The following is a 16,794-nucleotide window of genomic DNA, read 5'->3' as shown; positions in this document are numbered from 1 at the left end:
TTAGCTTAACTGTTTAGAAATATCTTGGTGAACGAGAAACTCTCTTTGGAAAGTTTAAATCAAATAATAACATAAATTCGTGAGATGCTGGTGCGTATCTTCTGATATCAGAAGTAACACTATCATAAGCATACCCAATTCTTACTGAAGGCGTGATCGCAAAATTTATTAGTCCTGAAAATGAATCATCTAATCTGTAAGATGCACCAATCTCGAATTTTTCATAAAACAAGGCGTTAAGGTTAACATCAAATGATGTAGGTGCGCTAAATGCAGATTTCACTAAGAACGAAGGCTTGAGCTTTGCGTTAGGAGATAATTGAAATACATATCCACCAGTGAAAAAATAATGTGCTTCCTCAGAACCTAGTTTATTCCCATTAGCATCTAAATGGACAGAATTCAAAATATTTGGAACAGATCCTGCTAAGTAGTAGTTATCTGTATAATAAAAGAATCCTGCTCCTATATTAGGAGTTGTTGTATTAATGTTCTGAAAAAATGGATCGTTAGGATCTATTAAATCAATTCCTGCTAGTCCTATGTCATGAAATGTTGCTCCTGCTTTAACACCAAATGCTAATCTATGTTCTCCTCCTAATTGTAGGGTGTATGAGAAATCAGCGTAAGCATTAGTTTCTTTAATAGGTCCTACCTCATCAGAGATTACAGATAAACCTATACCTACTTTTTCTCCAACAGGTAAATGACCAAAAAAGGTTCCTGTTTTTGGAGCTCCGTCAATACCTGTCCATTGTGTACGGTAAAGTAACCCAAACGACAGATTCTCTTTTGAACCTGCATAAGCCGGATTGATGACATTCATATTATACATGTACTGTGTATATTGAGGGTCTTGCTGGCCATACACTTGTGTTGCTATGAGCAATACAATAATGATATAAAATTTTTTCATTTGTTAGTTGTTTGATTTAGTTGTTTTTGGTTGAATTCAATGAATTCATATCGTTGATTATAATTGGTTATTTAATTTAGTCGTTGAATGTAAACCCAAGCACTTCTTTGCTTTCCGTCTTCATATTCCATAGTATAAAAATATGTACCTACAGGTAACTCATCACCATCATTGGATTGACCATACCACTCATTCGTATAGTTCTCCTTTGAATAGACTAATGTACCATTTCGGTTAAATATTTCAAGTTTACTTACATCATAGCTGCTTAAATCAAAAGTATCATTCATACCATCTCCATTAGGAGATATACCTTGTGGTATTACACAGCTTTCAAGCTCAATAACATCCTGAGCAGTTATACTAGAACACTGTGTTCCGTCATTGAAGGTCACTTCAATTTCGTAAAGTCCAGCTTCTAATACTGGTAATGTCAATCCATTTTCACCAGCAATAAGTCCGCCATCCTGATACCAAGCTATAGTAACTTCGGAAGCATTGTAGTTGTTTGGCGTTGCCGTTATTAAAATTGGTACTGTTGCATTTGGACAAACTTCATAATCAAAGTCGGTAGTAAATGACGTACTAGGTAATGGCTTAACTATTAAATCAAATGGTGTTGTTGAGAAACAGTCGAAAGCAACATTACTTTCTACTCTTGCATAAATAGTTTGAGACGAGCTACTATATAATACTGAAGTATCAATAGCTCCTGTTCCTGCAATAGCATCTGCTTCACTTTCATAATAACTTACCGTGAAATCAGCAGCATTTTGTCCATTTAAAATATTGGCATCATGAGCCGCCAAATCAAATAGAGTTACACCATCGGTATCGTCATCACATTCTTCAATTGGAACACTTGTAGCATCTGGTGTTGGACCAGAAATAATCAAATCAAATGTTGTAGTTGCAGAACAAAACTCTGCATTAGCATCCTCTATTCTCACATAAATGGTTTGTGGGTTAGATGTATTAGTATAGTTTAATGGTAATGGGTTCATATCAGACTGAGCATCTGATAACGTTAAGTGATATGTAACATTAAAATCTGAAGCCGATTGTCCTCCTAAAATCCCATCGGTTTGAATACTTAAATCAAAGTCTTCAATTTCATCTGCGGAGATATCATCACAAGTAATAATATCAGCTACATCATTTGCTGTTGGTTCGTCTCCAAAGGTAATCGTAACAGAATCCTGAGCCTGAGCATCACATTGTTCGTCATAAACAATAACGGTGTATGTACATGATTCCGTTACTATTAAAGAAGAAGATGTTTCTCCATCAATTATAAACCCATCACAGTACCACTCCCATGTATCAGCAAATGGAGAATCAGCAATGATCTCATAAGAATCAAATCCACAAAACTCTTGATCTGGTCCTAAATCTACTTCAATTTCAGCTGTAATATTTCCATCATCAGTACCACCAGTATTGGTCTGACTTATAGAAATCGTTCCAGGGTCATCAGAGAAATTTGTAACCAATAAAATATAGATTTCACCTGATAGAGCATTATCTATAGTAAGGTTTTCTGTTGGAGCCGCTGAATAACTACAATCCACAATATTACCAAATGGATAGAAATCAGGATTTCCTGTATTGTTTGGACAATCACCACCTGGATTAGGGCAACCAAGATCTAAGTTTCCACAAGCGTCATCTAGTGAAGCAAATGGTCCCCAAAGAACAAAATCTACATCTAGTCCATTTCCAGCATCATCAACCTGAGCAATTTCTATTTCAATTAATCCAGGATCTCCAATTTGAATGATATTCCAAGTTGGATTTGGTGCAGAGAATAAACATGCAATATCTGTAGGGTCTGGAATACCAATAATATTTGAAGTTGTTAAAGCTCCTCCTGGTTCAGCACAGAAGTTTTCTGCATTTTCACATATAATATTTGTTGGTGCTTCTTTGATACAAAGGTCAAATGTTGTTGTTTCAGAATCATTTCCACCAGAGAACACTCTAATATAGTATGTGTTTCCTATAACCAATTGTGGAGACACCATAGCATCTGCATCCGAACATTCTAACTCTACAAGAGCATCACAAGCACCTTCATATAAAGCAATATCTGTATTAAATCCACCACCTGCTATATTAACAAGTGAAATTAACTGTACTTCACTTAATGCTGTAAATTCAAACCATACATCATCATCTGGATTACCTCCACATGATCCACTAGGGACTCCAGAATCTGTTGCTTCAACTAAAGTTCCAGGTGTTGTTTGATCACAAGATTCGTCATCATTAACCACTGCAATTGTTGCGTTACATGGATTATCATTTTCAGGAGGACAAGCGAGCAGTTGAATAGCACTACTAGTAATCACACAGTTAACATCCTGATCATTACTTACAGATACAATCACATCTACTAAAAATGGGAAAGGTCCAATTTGATATATTCCTGGTGTAGTTACCGGAACCGTTGTTGCATCAATATTATTAGAGATTGTAAGTGATGTTGCATCACCTAGTGATGTCACGTTAACATCAATAAGGAATTGATCTCCATTATCACAATCGTCAATAACCTGATATGTTGCTGCTGGATTGATACACGTTGCACATGCTACGGTATAATCAATTCCTGCGGAACAACAGAAACTTCCAGATTCACAACTTACTGATCCATCCGATTGGACTTGCCATGAAATCGTATCTCCTGTAGATTGGAAAGTTAATCCTGAAATATCGCCATCATTTCCTTCATCGTTATATAAGACTGTACCATCGGTATCAAATACGACTAAGAAATCAAATGGTGCGCCTTCTACTTCTCCTGCATTAAATGTTAGATTCACAGGTGAACCATCTGAACTTGTGTATGTAAAAATTTCCGAATCATTATTTCCGTAACATACAGAACCTGTAATAGGCCCAGCTGCACAATCAACATCAAAGTTAGTTTGTATCGTTGTAGTAAAGACCACTGGTCCAGACCATATACTAAATTCTGAACCACAATCGGCTCTTATCCATATTTCATATTCTGTTTCAAATTCTAAACCAGATATAGGTGTATTAGTTGCTCCAACTGTTGTTCCAGCACCAGTTGGCTCTCCTGTTCCTGAGGGTACAACAACAAACTCCCATGAAGACTCTCCATTGTTAGCATCCCAGTTGATGTCTGCTGATGTCCCTGTAATATTTGACACTGTAATTCCACTTGGTGGTATACAGAATGATCCACATGATTCTACTCTAACAAAATCAATTGACAAATCACCTTCAAAACCTGTTCCTGCTCCGCCATAACTAAACTCTAAATAAATCACTTGTCCTAAATAAGCATCTAAATTGATTCCTACTGGAACCCATGCTTCATCATCAGAAATCTGTAAATCTCCAACCCAAGTAAATAAGTTAGTAAATGGTCCTGCTGCATCATTAGCTATTCCTACATTTAAGGTTCCCATATCTTCTCCAAAAGCGTGGAAGAAGAATGATAATTCTGCGCCATCTGTGGCTGTGGTTAAATCAATTGCGGGACTTATAGCAGATGCAATATCAGTAGAATTACCTGAAGCTTCATATTCTAAATGCGTTCCAGTACCTCCATCAAATGCATTTGCTGGACCAGTTCCAAACGAATTGGCTCCTGCTGCTGCGATATCCCAATTACCATTTGAACCATCAAACCCTGTTCCTGTCCATCCAGCTGGAGGATTTTGATCAAAGTTTTCTGTGAATATAAATGAGGATGATCCCGAGGCACACGTTACTCCATTTGGAGGTGGAGGCGGTGTATTTAAACTTGAAAAATCAACAGGACCAGTCCAACTACTTAATCCATTTGCGCCACAATCGGCTCTTACCCATACTTCATATGCTGTACTTGGATCAATTGGAGTGGCTGTATACGGATTATCTGTTGTGGCTGTACCTGCACCTGTAGGAACACCTGTTCCCTGAGGTTGAACAACAACTTCCCACGATGCTTCAGCACCTCCTGGAGTCCAACTTACCTCTACTGATGTATCAGTTATATTATCTACTCCTAAACCTGTCGGCTCTTGACAGGATGGAATTGCTCTAACTCTAAAGTTATCGACAAATACGTCGTTATCTTCCGGATCATCTACAGTTCCTTCGGAACCTAATATTCCAAACTGCACTGTTTGTCCAGCGTATGCAGTAAGATCAAATACAACCTGTGTTCCTGTTGCTGGTACTACACTTGTATTATCGAAAGTAACTAAACTTGTCCAAGTTGCACCATTATCTGTTGATATTAATAATTGAACTGTGTCATCTGAACCAAGAGTTCCTGCATTGGTATTACTTCCAAACTGCATGATTCCAAAATCAAAATCGACTTGGAATGGTCCTCCTGTGAGATCAAATTGAGGGGATAAGATCCAATCGCTCTTAAAAGCTTGCCATAAGTTGATCTTATAAGCACCATCAAAACCGTTATTTAAAAATCCATCTGGCGCCCAATCTCCAGCACCTAATCCTGTAGGCCCTGTAGTAGCATCTCCATCTCCTGCTTCATCCCAGCAATTTGGTATGATAGTCCCAAACGACTCTAAATAATCTGGAACAAATACATCACATCCTGATAAAAAGTTCACTGGACCAACCCAACTACTAGTTCCATCAGCACCACAATCGGCTCGTACCCATACTTCATAATCGGTTACAGGAGTTAAGCCTCCTGCTGTGTAAGGGTTATCCATTGTCATTGTACCTGAACCTGTAGGCTCTCCAGTACCAACTGGTTGAACAACTACCTCCCATGCTGTTTCAGAACCACCAGCTGTCCAACTGATGTCTGCACCAGTTGCTGTAATTCCAGCAACGGTAATTCCAGATGGTTCTGGACAACTGACGTCAAATATTGAAACTGTATCGAATGCTACTCCTTCATCTTGAACTGAACCATCAGAACCAAAAGCAACTCTAAGAATTACATTTGCTTCTCCTCCTAATCCATTCAAAGCATGTCTGGCAACAACCCAGCCACCAGATCCAGTAGCTCCTCTACCAGTCCAACCTTCTTGTTGACCTCCTGGATTACCAGCTATGGTACCATCATTGTACCAGTTGTTAGGATCTCCATTTGCTCCTACGTTAACCCATGTGGTTCCACCGTCAATTGACGATTGAAGAACCATACCGTCCCAACTAAATTCTGAATTCCACCAAACACTCATCTCAATAGATGGCGCATTTAAAGATGAAAAATCAAAAACCGGACTTACAACAATACCGTTTTCGTTGGCACTGTAATTATCTGTTAAATTGGTAACCCATGCATTGGTTCCAGTATCTGCACTGTTAATGACAGCTGCTGCTGGTGTTCCCAATGCCCAGCTACCTGAGTTAGTACCATCTACAGTCCAACCTCCATCACCAGACTCAAAATCTTCTAAGTATGGATATGAAGTAATTTGCGCATCAGCACACCAAATTGAAAAAGCAAATAGGAATGTTAACGAGAGGATAATTTTTTTCATGTTAATGAATGCTATTAAATTATTTTAATTAATTGATAGTTAGCGTCTTAAATTTAGTCCGTTGGGGAGTTTGGAATATTCTCGACAAAAATGGTCTTAATGTCTAAGACTCATATAAGTAACCGAAGATAAAAAAAATGATAGTTAACATACTGTTAACAATGTTATAATAGATAAAGCGCAATTATTATCGACAAAAAGAAAAAGACTTTAAGAACTTATAATTCAGTTATATTCAATTGAACATACACAGGGAAATGATCGCTGTATCCTCCTTTGTATTTTCTTCCAACAAAAGTTCTGAATGGTTGACCTTTAAACTTACCCTTATATTGCGTTAAAAATTTTTCATCAAAAATATCAGCCTCATCAAATCTTAGGGCATTTTTTTCAGTTTCAAAAAAGTTAGTTGAAAATAATATTTGGTCAAATAAATTCCATTTAAAATTATGATTCAACGTTCCTCTATTGTAGGATAGTAGTGTTTCCATTGGATTATAAAGTGAAGCTTGCTGAGTTAAGAATTTTATACTATCATTTCCGGGGTTATCGTTAAAATCTCCCATAACTAAAATCTTTGCATCAGACTCTACAGATTTGATTTCATCTATAATCTCAATAACCTTTTGAGCTGCTTTTAATCTTTTGTGATTAGACTCTTTTTCACCTTCTCTTCTCGATGGCCAATGATTAACAATACAGTGCACTTTTTCAGAATGAAGAATACCAGATACCAACAAGATGTCTCGAGTGTAATCTTGATCTCCAATGTCGTCTTCTAAATAAACAGAATAAGTTTTAGAATTTAGAACTTTAAACGCCGATTTATCATAAATTAAAGCGACATCAATTCCTCTTTCATCTTGAGAATCATAATGAACAAAATCATAGGAAAAAGATTCCAAATCTTCACTCTCAATTAAATCTCGAAGTACATTTTTGTTTTCAACTTCTGCCAAACCAACTATTGAGGGTGGCTTTTGAGTGTTTTCAAAACCAATTTTTGAAATAACCTGACCTAGTTTGTAGATTTTTCGATCGTACCGCTTTTTAGTCCAGCGACGTTCTGATCTTGGAAGAAAGTCATCGTCATACTTAGTTGCATCATTATAGATGTCGAAAAGATTTTCGAGATTATAGAATGCAATTGTATGGGTTATAGTTTTAGGTTTCTGAGAATTCACATCACAAATTTAAGTTTTAAAATGCAATAGACGAACATTCAATTATGTAACTTTGTCTTTAATTTGCATATATGATTGAAAAAAAGAATATTGAACTAGAGAAAGCCGTTCTTATTGGTGTTGTTACCAGAGATCAAAACGAAGAACAATCTAAAGAATATTTAGATGAATTGGAGTTTTTGACCTACACTGCTGGTGGTGACGTTTTAAAACGTTTTACTCAAAAAATGGATATGCCTAACCCTAAGACCTTCATTGGCTCGGGTAAGATGGAAGAAGTCCAAAAATACATTAAAGACCATGAGGTCGGGACAGCTATTTTTGATGATGAACTGTCTGCTGCACAAGAACGAAATATCAGTAAAATATTAGATTGTAAAGTACTGGATCGAACAAATTTAATCCTTGATATTTTTGCTCAAAGAGCTCAGACCAGCTATGCTCGTACTCAAGTAGAATTAGCCCAGTGTGAGTATTTACTCCCACGATTAAAAGGGATGTGGACACACCTTGAAAGACAAAAAGGTGGTATTGGAATGCGTGGACCTGGTGAAACTGAAATAGAAACCGATAGACGTATTGTAAGAGATAAGATTGCTTTATTGAAAGCAAAAATAAAAACCATTGATAAACAAATGGCTGTTCAGCGTGGTAATCGTGGTAAAATGGTTCGTGTTGCTTTAGTTGGTTACACCAATGTAGGTAAATCTACGTTGATGAATGTTGTTAGTAAAAGTGACGTTTTTGCTGAAAATAAGCTCTTTGCTACATTAGATACTACAGTTAGAAAAGTGGTCATCCAGAATCTTCCATTTTTGCTTACCGATACTGTTGGATTCATAAGAAAACTTCCAACGCAATTGGTGGAGTCTTTTAAAAGTACGTTAGATGAAGTTCGTGAGGCTGATCTTTTGCTTCATGTAGTTGATATTTCGCATCCTAATTTTGAAGAGCACATTGAGTCTGTTAATAAAATTCTGGGTGAGATTGATAGCTCTGATAAACCAACAATAATGGTCTTCAATAAAATTGATGCTTATAAAGCCGAACCTTTTGATGATGACGATTTGGTTACCGAAAGAACCTCATCTCACTATTCGCTTGAAGAGTGGAAAAAAACATGGATGAATAGGGTTGGGAATAATGCACTATTCATTTCAGCATTGAACAAAAAGAATCTTGACACTTTTAAAAAACGAGTGTACGATGAAGTAAGAGAGATCCATGTTACACGGTTTCCTTACAATCATTTTTTATATCCCGATTACTCTGAAGAAGATTTTGACTAAATAAAAAAAGCATCCTGAGATTATCAGGATGCTTTTTTAAATATGTAAACTAATACTTAGAATTTATAGGTTAATCCAAGTGTGTAGTATGTTTGTAAGTCGTTATCTACATTGTCAAACGTAGGAGCATCTTCAGCATCACCTGTAAAGTTTGCCAAAGCAAAATTAAGTGCTTCTTGTTTGTTGTTTCTTAAACCAAAATCAAAACCTACACCAATGTTTTTCCATAAAGTATAGCTAAATGAGTTCGTCCAAGTCCAATTCGATAAATCGCCACTCTTATAACTTTGGAATGCTGATAAATTTGTTTTAAAGTTCACAGCACCAATAGATCTTGTGTAATCTGCAACAATCTTTGCTCCTAAAGATGATTCAAATACGGTATCATTATCGGCAAATACAAAGTTATAGTTTAATGGGTGAACTACTACAATTAAATTTTCAATTGGAGTCCATGTCGCACCAATACCAAGATCTAAATATCCAGGATCATTAAAATTATTTAAAATTGTAGTTCTATATTCTAGTAATGCAGAAGCCGCCAATTTATCGGTTAAATTTCTTCCGTATAAAGATGAAATATTAAACACATCTGTTGTAGGTTCGAAATCATCACTATCATTCGGATTATCTTTATTGTCTAGTTTAGTCCAGTTTAAATTAGTGGTTAATGCATTTCTCCAGAAAAATTTATCCTGGATTAAGTTAGCATAACCGTTTACTGTAAAACCAATGTTACCAGATGAGTTATTAGGAGCACCTTGTGCATACCAATTATTGAAGTCAGATAAGCTTCCTCCAATGACACCAAATGCACCAACTCTCCAACCAGGTAAAGCGTCTATTTGTGCCTGTAAAGCGTTTGCCTCAGCTTGAGCAGCATCTGCTTCTGCTTGTTTTTCAGCTTTTTGAGCTTCTAATTCTTCTTTAGTTTGAGAGAAACCAAAAGAGATTGATAACATCAATACAAATGTTAAAAGTAATTTTTTAGTCATAATTTAAATTTTAATAATTTTTAATTTATTAATTAATGTGCAAATATAATTCTTTAGCTACTTGAACACCAATAATTTACAGTAAAAATCAGGTTTTTAATACTCTTTTACCTGATATAAGACACTTGTAATTTGTAAAAGTCACAAAAGCATATCATTATTTTCTTTTGAAAAGAGGCACAGAAGAACATGCTTCTCCATACATAATAGATTTGGCTATGGGCTTAAGCATATTTGAGAGCATAATATAAGCATTGGTAGGCACAGGCTTGTTAGCACAACCTTTTATGATTACAGGTTTATCTCTGTATGGTTCTGGGTCGAGTGCATTTATAACATCCTGATAAATTGAAGTTTCAAGGGTTTCAAGGTCACCTACACAAACCTTTTTGGTATAGGATTGCAACTCAATAGTGAGCAACATAAAAGCCCAAGCAGGAATTATAGCATCAGAAGAGCAGGTTAGTGCTACAAATTGATCTTGATGTGCAGACCAATTGTAATCTTTAACATATTGTCTAAACTCTTTTTCTCTTAGCACTAGGCCTTCATAGAGCCAATCTTTGATGTCAAAAACAAAACGCTCTCCTTCTGGATAATAGTCTTCTAGATCTACAACCATAAGTTTACTGAGAGCAACTCTATTAACAATTTCTTCAGCCATACTATAACATGCCTAATTCTAATTTTGCTTCTTCACTCATAAGATCCTGACTCCAAGGTGGATCAAAAGTAATCTCAACCTCAGCCGACTTAACATCATTTAAAGATTTTACCTTTTCTTCAACTTCTAGTGGAAGGGTTTCAGCAACAGGACAATTTGGTGTTGTTAAGGTCATTAAGATTTTTACATCATAATCTTCATTTACAAATACATCATAAATAAGACCCAGCTCATAAATATCTACAGGAATTTCGGGGTCATAAATAGTTTTTAAAACTCTTACTATTTTCTCTCCTAATATATTGGTGTCAATTGTTGTATCACTCATTAGTATTAGTTTAACTGTGTTTGGTATGCCAATGCATACATTTTAATTTGTTTGATCATACTTACCAATCCGTTAGCACGTGTTGGTGATAAATGTTCTTTTAAACCAATTTGGTCGATAAAATCAGTATTACTTTCAATAATAGCTTTAGGATGTTGATTTGAAAAGGCTCTGATTAGAATGGCGATAATACCTTTGGTAATAATAGCATCACTATCTGCTGTAAAAACAACTTTATCATCTTTCATTTCTGCATGCACCCAAACTTTACTTTGACATCCTTTAATGATGTTATCTTCAGTTTTATATTGTTCTTCAATGAGTGGCAAAGTTTTGCCCAGATCAATCATATATTGGTAACGTTCTTCCCAATCATCAAACATTGAAAACTCATCTATAATATCTTCTTGTATTTCTGAAATTGTCATATTAAGTCTTGCATTATTGGTTTAATTAAAACCCTTCAAAATTATTGTTGCAAAGATACGACATCTCTATTGGTTCTCAAGCATGGTTTTGATTGATAGTATTTTTTCTACTAACTCGTAAATTGCTTTAGGTGGCTTTCCATGATCAAAAATATTGGTTTTGTAGACCTCCTCGTCTTTTGTAATCTCTAGCCAAGCCATTTGAGCACCATCATAACGATGTGCGCTAGTAGGTGCTTTCAATTCAGGAAGATTGGTTTCATCAATTTCACTCAATAGTTTTAAAAAGGTTTCTTTCTCTTCCTGCGGAAATGCATACCTATTAACTTCCTTTAAATTATAGTCTTTTGAAATCATAACAGAATCTCCTTCAAACCATATTCTCATGAAAAAGCCTCTTGTTGATGCCTGATAGGTAATTCTTGTACTGTCCTGCATTTTTCGTTCTGAAATTTCGGTAGTTGTCTCAGATGACACTACATTATTAGATAGTTCTGTTTTGTTTTTATCACATTCTTTTGCCGAAATGAGCATAAGAACAATACATAGTGCTAGTTTCATAATTTACTGTTACGTGTTATTATGAGTAATAATACAAAAAAGAAGCCAAAGTGAATATGAATACAAATCAAATAAAAAAGGATGCCTTGAAAAGACATCCTTTCTGATATTTATAAAACTGAATTCTAGTTAGCCATAGCTGCTCTTGGTCCTCCAGATTCAAAAATCGTTCTCATACGTGCTTTTTGCCCTTCAGAAAACATATACATACAATCATCATTAACATAATCCATGTAATTCATAGTCATATCATTTGATCTACAATTTACAGTTGGATAAGAAGGACAGCCGTAATTAGGAGCATCTGATGAAGGCGTATCAGCCACAAAGTCATCTCGTTTGCATCTGCCATCACCCCAAATATGACGTAAGTTTAGGTAGTGTCCAACTTCGTGAGTTAAAGTTCTACCTCCATCAAAAGGAGCAGATACAAATCCTGTGGTTCCGAAATATTGTGGAGAGACTACTACACCATCTGTTGCAGAAGGTCCACCAGGGAACTGTGCATATCCTAAGATTCCACCACCAATATTACATACCCAAATATTTAAGTGTGTTTCAGGAGTTACAGGAGGGTAAGCTGCTTTCATAGCATCATTAGTTCCCCATGATGATGTAGAGTTTGCATATCTAAATGTGCCAGCTAAAGTGAATTGAATTTCGCTATCAGCTACTAATCCAGAGAATTCTCCAGGAACTTGATTTACATCATTATTTGTTGCTCTAAAATCATCATTAAGCACATTCATTTGAGAGTTAATTTGTGTGCTGCTAATATTCTGCTGAGAATTACTATAAATAACATGAACATATACAGGAATAGTAATTACACCAAGATTATCTGGAGTACCACCACCTCCATCGCCGCCGTCGCCGCCATTATTTCCATTTCCATTTCCGTTTCCATTTCCGTTTCCTGGTTTAAATAAAATGTTTGATCTCGTTTGGTATTCGATATCGTACATTTTTTTATACAACTGTGGATCTTCGTTTAAAAGCCTATTCAAATTGGTCATTGAATAACATTGTGTTAAACCGTTTCTTTGTTCACCACCATTTTCATTGGTTTCAGTATACACAAAGAAGTCGCTCATGTCTACTTTGTTTTGTTCTTGAGAAATTTCATTTTGGTCATTTTCACATGAGGTGAAAATCAGGGCTAGAGCCGCTAAGCTCAATAACATTTTCTTCATATTTATACATTTTAATTAAAAATTCTGCTGAATATATAATTTTTAATACGCAATACTAAATAAAATGTTAAAAAAATATTAATATTTTAAAAAATAATGTTTACAACAGTCTGAATTATGGTTTTTCCGTAGTTTTAAGACAGAGTTTTCTGTTTTTGGGATCATGTAATTAATAAAATAGAATCTAGCTCAACATTAGTTTCGCTTTCTTAACCCCTTCAACTAAAGCATCAATTTCAGCCTTTGTATTGTAGAATGCAAAAGACGCTCTAACTGTTCCTGGAATGTTATAGAAATCCATTATAGGCTGTGCGCAATGGTGTCCTGTTCTAACCGCTATTCCCATTTTGTCTAGAATTGTGCCAATATCATAAGGATGAATCCCTTCAATATTAAAAGAAATCACAGACGTCTTTTCTTTAGCAGTTCCGTAGAACTTTAAACCCTCTATTTTAGACAAGGCATCTGTAGCATAATGCAGAAGTTCATTTTCGTAAGCGGCTATTTGATCAAACCCAACTGTATTCATGTAATCTACAGCAGTTCCAAAAGCAATACCTCCACAGATATTTGGCGTACCAGCTTCAAACTTATGAGGTAATCCAGCATAAGTTGTTTTTTCAAAAGTCACCTGATCAATCATTTCACCTCCACCTTGATAAGGTGGTAATTTTTCCAGCCACTCCTCTTTTCCGTAGAGCATACCAACTCCTGTTGGTCCGCACATTTTGTGAGCACCACAGACATAAAAATCGACATCCAAGGCTTGAAGGTCTGGTTTTAAGTGTGGACATGCCTGTGCTCCATCAACTACAACAGCTGCTCCAACCTCATGAGCACTTTGTATCATGGCTTCAATAGGATTAATAGTTCCTAAGGCATTTGAGATATGATTAACAAAAACGAGTTTGGTACGTTCAGAGAGTAGGGCTTTATAATCACTCAAGATCAGTTCACCGTTAGTATTCATAGGAATGACTTTTAGAGTTGCTCCTGTTCTCTCACATAGCATTTGCCATGGTACAATATTACTGTGATGTTCTAATGCAGACACGAGTACTTCGTCTTCCTTACTGAGTAAATCTGAAAACCCTTGAGCTACCAAATTTAATCCGTGAGTAGTACCAGAAGTTAGAATGATCTCATAGTTGTGTTTGGCATTAAAATGCTTCTGAATTTTTAGTCTTGCCTGCTCATAAAGATCAGTAGCTTCCTGACTGAGTGTATGGACACCTCTATGGATATTAGCGTTGTAATTTGTATAATAATCCACAATAACATCAATCACCTGCTGTGGTGTTTGAGAGGTTGCAGCATTATCAAAATATATTAAAGGTTTTCCGTTAATCTCACGATTTAAGATTGGGAAATCTTCTCTGATTTTTTCGATGTTTATCATAGCTGCAAAGGTACGAGATGTTTGATTAAAATGATATTCAGAAAATAAAACTTATAAATTTTTTAATATTTTATTCAAATACATTTAAATAAAATGTATATTTGTCATATGTATAATAAAGAACTCACAAAAGGAACATTACAACCCATCATTTTAAAATTAATAAGTAGTAGAGAAAAAATGTATGGTTATGAGATTACACAAGAGGTAAAAAAAATGACCTCTGGTAAAATCGATATTTCAGAAGGCGCTTTGTATCCAATATTGCATAAGCTGGAAGCAAAAGGTGTACTGGATACCGAAAAAGTGTTTATAGGTAAACGTGTTAGAAAATACTACAAGGTGACTAAAGAAGGCAGGCAAAAAGTCAAGGAAGTCACAAATGAAATGAACGATTTTATAGATACGTTACATCTCATTTTTAATTCTGAAACTCAAAAATTATGATATTATCTGAGCAACAAATTGAATTTATAGAAAAAAACTTAATCCTTTATGGTGTTGAATCTAAGGACTTAAGAGAAGATGTATTGGACCATATTTGCACCTATATTGAAGCAAAAGAGTCTGGTGATTTTGATTCCTTATATCAAGAAGCACTTCAAAAGTTTGGTGGCTATGCTAGTTTTCAAAATTTACAGCGAGAAACTAATATGCAGAAATTTGCGAGAGAGATAATAACGATAAATAAGTTGAAATTTTCTGCTGGCTTTATAGTCATTTTCCTTTTAATTATGAGTTTAGTGTTTCAAATGATGCAATGGCCTTATGCTAATATCTGGTTACTTGGAGCAATACTCATTTCTATTTTGGTAATACTTCCTATTCATTTTTATTCTAGATATAAAAAATCAATCCATAAAATCTCTTGAATCACACAGCTATGAAAAAATCATTTTATATTCTCGGGTTTATCACCTTCTTTATTCTTGGCATTGGCGCCATGTTTGAATTTTTAACATGGCCTTACAGAGGAATCATTGTCTTTATTGGGTTCTTATTTTTAAATTTCGGTTTAATTCCAACCTACTTTTATCAAAAATACAAGCAATGTCAAAGTTAAAAGTTCTTTGCCTAATCATTGCTGCATTGTATCCTACAATCAGTAGCGCACAAAATCAACTAGAGAATCGCATTGATACGCTCATACAAAATTACACCAAGCTAAATGAACCAGGATTAGCCATTAGTGTTATTAGATCTAATGATGTCTTATATTCAAAGGGGATCGGAATAGCAAATTTAGACTACAGTATAAAAAACACAGACTCTACCGTTTTTAGTTTAGCATCAGTGAGTAAACAATTTACAGCTGCTGCCATATGGACTTTGATTAAAGAGGATAAACTAGATTTGGAAGATAATATATTGCAATTTTTTCCAGGATTTCCTGAGTATGGTAAATCTATAAAAATCAAACATCTACTAAATCATACAAGTGGTATACGTAATTATCATACCTTAATGTATTTATCGGGTTTTAATTATGATAGAGATTATTATGACAATCAAACGGTTTTAGAGCTTGCCAAGCGACAAAAACATCTCAATAATATTCCTGGAGAAAAATTCATTTATTCAAATACAAACTATAATCTTTTAGCATTAATTGTTGAACAAATAACCAACCAAAATTTAGATGATTATTTAAAAGCGAAAGTTCTCATCCCTTTGGAAATGAAAGATACATTTGTAAGAGTCTCTCTAGGAAAGACTATTAAGAATAAAGCTGTAGGCTATCAAAAACAAAATGATAATTTCATAAGTAATACTAACCCTCAACTAAGTTATGGTGCTGGAAGTATGGGAAGCCACCTCAACGATATGATTATCTGGATGAAGATGCTTAATGGGCAAATCCCTCAATTTGTAGAGCTAGCAGAGTTCTTAAAAACCCAAGACACCCTTATTGGTGGAAAAAAAGTCTCTTATGGAAGAGGGTTAATGATAGATGATTATAAAGGTTATGAAGTTGTTAGCCATAGCGGATTTGGTTATGGAGGCCAATCACAATTAATAACAGTTCCTGAAGAAAAAATAGGCATCATTATTATGACCAATTTACAATCTATAAATCCAGTTCCAATCTCATACAAAATTTTAGACATGTTGCTAGTATCTAAAGAAAAAGATGTAAAAATAACAAATACACCTGTCGTTTTTACACCACAAAACATAAAGCAATTTATTGGTGATTATAAAGAGTTAAATAGTGACATGATTATGTATATAACTAACGACAATGATACCTTAAAAGCGAAAAGCTCTTTAGGAAAAACCCCATACCACTAATTCAAAGTGATAAAAATCTATTTGTTAGATTTAATTCACAAAATGTAAAGTATGACTTCAAC

General features: G+C 35.0%; 15 protein-coding genes. 5 read left to right on the top strand and 10 right to left on the bottom strand.

Features of this window, described 5'->3' with window-relative positions:
• Positions 1-13: 13 nt before the first annotated feature.
• From Q0951_RS01370 to Q0951_RS01360, 3 genes are all read right to left on the bottom strand, one after another.
• Entirely contained in the window at positions 14-916 is a 903-nt protein-coding gene (locus tag Q0951_RS01370; protein WP_299333278.1) for a type IX secretion system membrane protein PorP/SprF, read from the bottom strand.
• 71 nt (positions 917-987) lie between these two features.
• Complete coding sequence (locus Q0951_RS01365; RefSeq protein ID WP_299333276.1) at positions 988-6,399, bottom strand: gliding motility-associated C-terminal domain-containing protein; 5,412 nt, start codon at positions 6,397-6,399, stop codon at positions 988-990.
• A gap of 218 nt (positions 6,400-6,617) precedes the next feature.
• The gene (locus tag Q0951_RS01360) at positions 6,618-7,583 is read right to left on the bottom strand and encodes an endonuclease/exonuclease/phosphatase family protein (RefSeq protein ID WP_299333274.1); all 966 of its coding nucleotides are present in this window, start codon (positions 7,581-7,583) and stop codon (positions 6,618-6,620) included.
• A 71-nt stretch (positions 7,584-7,654) separates the two neighbouring features.
• Here Q0951_RS01360 and hflX point away from each other — a divergent pair, with 71 nt between their 5' ends.
• Positions 7,655-8,872, top strand: a complete 1,218-nt coding sequence (gene hflX / locus Q0951_RS01355; RefSeq protein WP_299333272.1) for a GTPase HflX — start codon at positions 7,655-7,657, stop codon at positions 8,870-8,872.
• Between the two features lie 56 nt (positions 8,873-8,928).
• On the opposite strand, the gene Q0951_RS01350 is transcribed toward hflX, so the two are convergent.
• The 7 genes from Q0951_RS01350 to Q0951_RS01320 all read right to left on the bottom strand — a co-directional run bounded on the left by Q0951_RS01350 (position 8,929) and on the right by Q0951_RS01320 (position 14,440).
• Entirely contained in the window at positions 8,929-9,867 is a 939-nt protein-coding gene (locus tag Q0951_RS01350) for a DUF3078 domain-containing protein (protein ID WP_299333269.1), read from the bottom strand.
• A gap of 157 nt (positions 9,868-10,024) precedes the next feature.
• Entirely contained in the window at positions 10,025-10,531 is a 507-nt protein-coding gene (locus Q0951_RS01345) for a DUF2480 family protein (RefSeq protein ID WP_299333266.1), read from the bottom strand.
• A gap of 1 nt (position 10,532) precedes the next feature.
• On the bottom strand, positions 10,533-10,859 hold the full coding sequence (locus Q0951_RS01340) for a DUF59 domain-containing protein (RefSeq protein ID WP_299333264.1): 327 nt from the start codon (positions 10,857-10,859) through the stop codon (positions 10,533-10,535).
• Between the two features lie 5 nt (positions 10,860-10,864).
• Complete coding sequence (locus Q0951_RS01335; RefSeq protein ID WP_299333262.1) at positions 10,865-11,287, bottom strand: SufE family protein; 423 nt, start codon at positions 11,285-11,287, stop codon at positions 10,865-10,867.
• A gap of 66 nt (positions 11,288-11,353) precedes the next feature.
• A complete protein-coding gene (locus tag Q0951_RS01330; RefSeq protein ID WP_299333260.1) occupies positions 11,354-11,848 on the bottom strand; it encodes a hypothetical protein in 495 nt (164 codons plus the stop codon).
• Positions 11,849-11,973: 125 nt separating this feature from the next.
• Positions 11,974-13,041: a zinc metalloprotease gene (locus Q0951_RS01325; protein WP_299333258.1), complete on the bottom strand. Its 1,068-nt coding sequence runs from the start codon at positions 13,039-13,041 to the stop codon at positions 11,974-11,976.
• A gap of 184 nt (positions 13,042-13,225) precedes the next feature.
• Complete coding sequence (locus tag Q0951_RS01320) at positions 13,226-14,440, bottom strand: aminotransferase class V-fold PLP-dependent enzyme (RefSeq protein WP_299333256.1); 1,215 nt, start codon at positions 14,438-14,440, stop codon at positions 13,226-13,228.
• Positions 14,441-14,548: 108 nt separating this feature from the next.
• On the opposite strand from Q0951_RS01320, the gene Q0951_RS01315 reads away from it, so the two are divergent.
• Genes Q0951_RS01315 through Q0951_RS01300 form a run of 4 tightly spaced genes read left to right on the top strand, consistent with a single transcriptional unit; the run spans position 14,549 to position 16,732 of the window.
• Complete coding sequence (locus Q0951_RS01315; protein WP_299333253.1) at positions 14,549-14,887, top strand: PadR family transcriptional regulator; 339 nt, start codon at positions 14,549-14,551, stop codon at positions 14,885-14,887.
• Positions 14,884-15,312, top strand: a complete 429-nt coding sequence (locus Q0951_RS01310) for a hypothetical protein (RefSeq protein ID WP_299333250.1) — start codon at positions 14,884-14,886, stop codon at positions 15,310-15,312. Before Q0951_RS01315 ends, Q0951_RS01310 begins: the two co-directional genes overlap by 4 nt.
• A gap of 11 nt (positions 15,313-15,323) precedes the next feature.
• Positions 15,324-15,503 (top strand): hypothetical protein, encoded by a 180-nt coding sequence (locus tag Q0951_RS01305; RefSeq protein WP_299333247.1) that lies wholly within the window; start codon positions 15,324-15,326, stop codon positions 15,501-15,503.
• On the top strand, positions 15,491-16,732 hold the full coding sequence (locus tag Q0951_RS01300; RefSeq protein WP_299333244.1) for a serine hydrolase: 1,242 nt from the start codon (positions 15,491-15,493) through the stop codon (positions 16,730-16,732). Before Q0951_RS01305 ends, Q0951_RS01300 begins: the two co-directional genes overlap by 13 nt.
• Positions 16,733-16,794: the final 62 nt, after the last annotated feature.

Origin of the sequence: uncultured Psychroserpens sp. (genome assembly GCF_947501425.1) — a bacterium.
Classification (GTDB): domain Bacteria; phylum Bacteroidota; class Bacteroidia; order Flavobacteriales; family Flavobacteriaceae; genus Psychroserpens.
The sequence above is the reverse complement of the archived record's forward strand: the minus strand, read 5'-3'. Positions and strand labels throughout refer to the sequence as shown.

Excerpts from the sequence above, each read along its gene's own strand:
- Q0951_RS01350 (WP_299333269.1), bottom strand. The coding sequence starts at position 9,867 with ATGACTAAAAAATTACTTTTAACATTTGTATTGATGTTATCAATCTCT.
- Q0951_RS01365 (WP_299333276.1), bottom strand. The coding sequence starts at position 6,399 with ATGAAAAAAATTATCCTCTCGTTAACATTCCTATTTGCTTTTTCAATT.
- Q0951_RS01305 (WP_299333247.1), top strand. The coding sequence starts at position 15,324 with ATGAAAAAATCATTTTATATTCTCGGGTTTATCACCTTCTTTATTCTT.
- Q0951_RS01345 (WP_299333266.1), bottom strand. The coding sequence starts at position 10,531 with ATGGCTGAAGAAATTGTTAATAGAGTTGCTCTCAGTAAACTTATGGTT.
- Q0951_RS01315 (WP_299333253.1), top strand. The coding sequence starts at position 14,549 with ATGTATAATAAAGAACTCACAAAAGGAACATTACAACCCATCATTTTA.
- Q0951_RS01300 (WP_299333244.1), top strand. The coding sequence starts at position 15,491 with ATGTCAAAGTTAAAAGTTCTTTGCCTAATCATTGCTGCATTGTATCCT.
- Q0951_RS01330 (WP_299333260.1), bottom strand. The coding sequence starts at position 11,848 with ATGAAACTAGCACTATGTATTGTTCTTATGCTCATTTCGGCAAAAGAA.
- hflX (WP_299333272.1), top strand. The coding sequence starts at position 7,655 with ATGATTGAAAAAAAGAATATTGAACTAGAGAAAGCCGTTCTTATTGGT.
- Q0951_RS01310 (WP_299333250.1), top strand. The coding sequence starts at position 14,884 with ATGATATTATCTGAGCAACAAATTGAATTTATAGAAAAAAACTTAATC.
- Q0951_RS01370 (WP_299333278.1), bottom strand. The coding sequence starts at position 916 with ATGAAAAAATTTTATATCATTATTGTATTGCTCATAGCAACACAAGTG.
- Q0951_RS01325 (WP_299333258.1), bottom strand. The coding sequence starts at position 13,041 with ATGAAGAAAATGTTATTGAGCTTAGCGGCTCTAGCCCTGATTTTCACC.
- Q0951_RS01335 (WP_299333262.1), bottom strand. The coding sequence starts at position 11,287 with ATGACAATTTCAGAAATACAAGAAGATATTATAGATGAGTTTTCAATG.
- Q0951_RS01340 (WP_299333264.1), bottom strand. The coding sequence starts at position 10,859 with ATGAGTGATACAACAATTGACACCAATATATTAGGAGAGAAAATAGTA.
- Q0951_RS01320 (WP_299333256.1), bottom strand. The coding sequence starts at position 14,440 with ATGATAAACATCGAAAAAATCAGAGAAGATTTCCCAATCTTAAATCGT.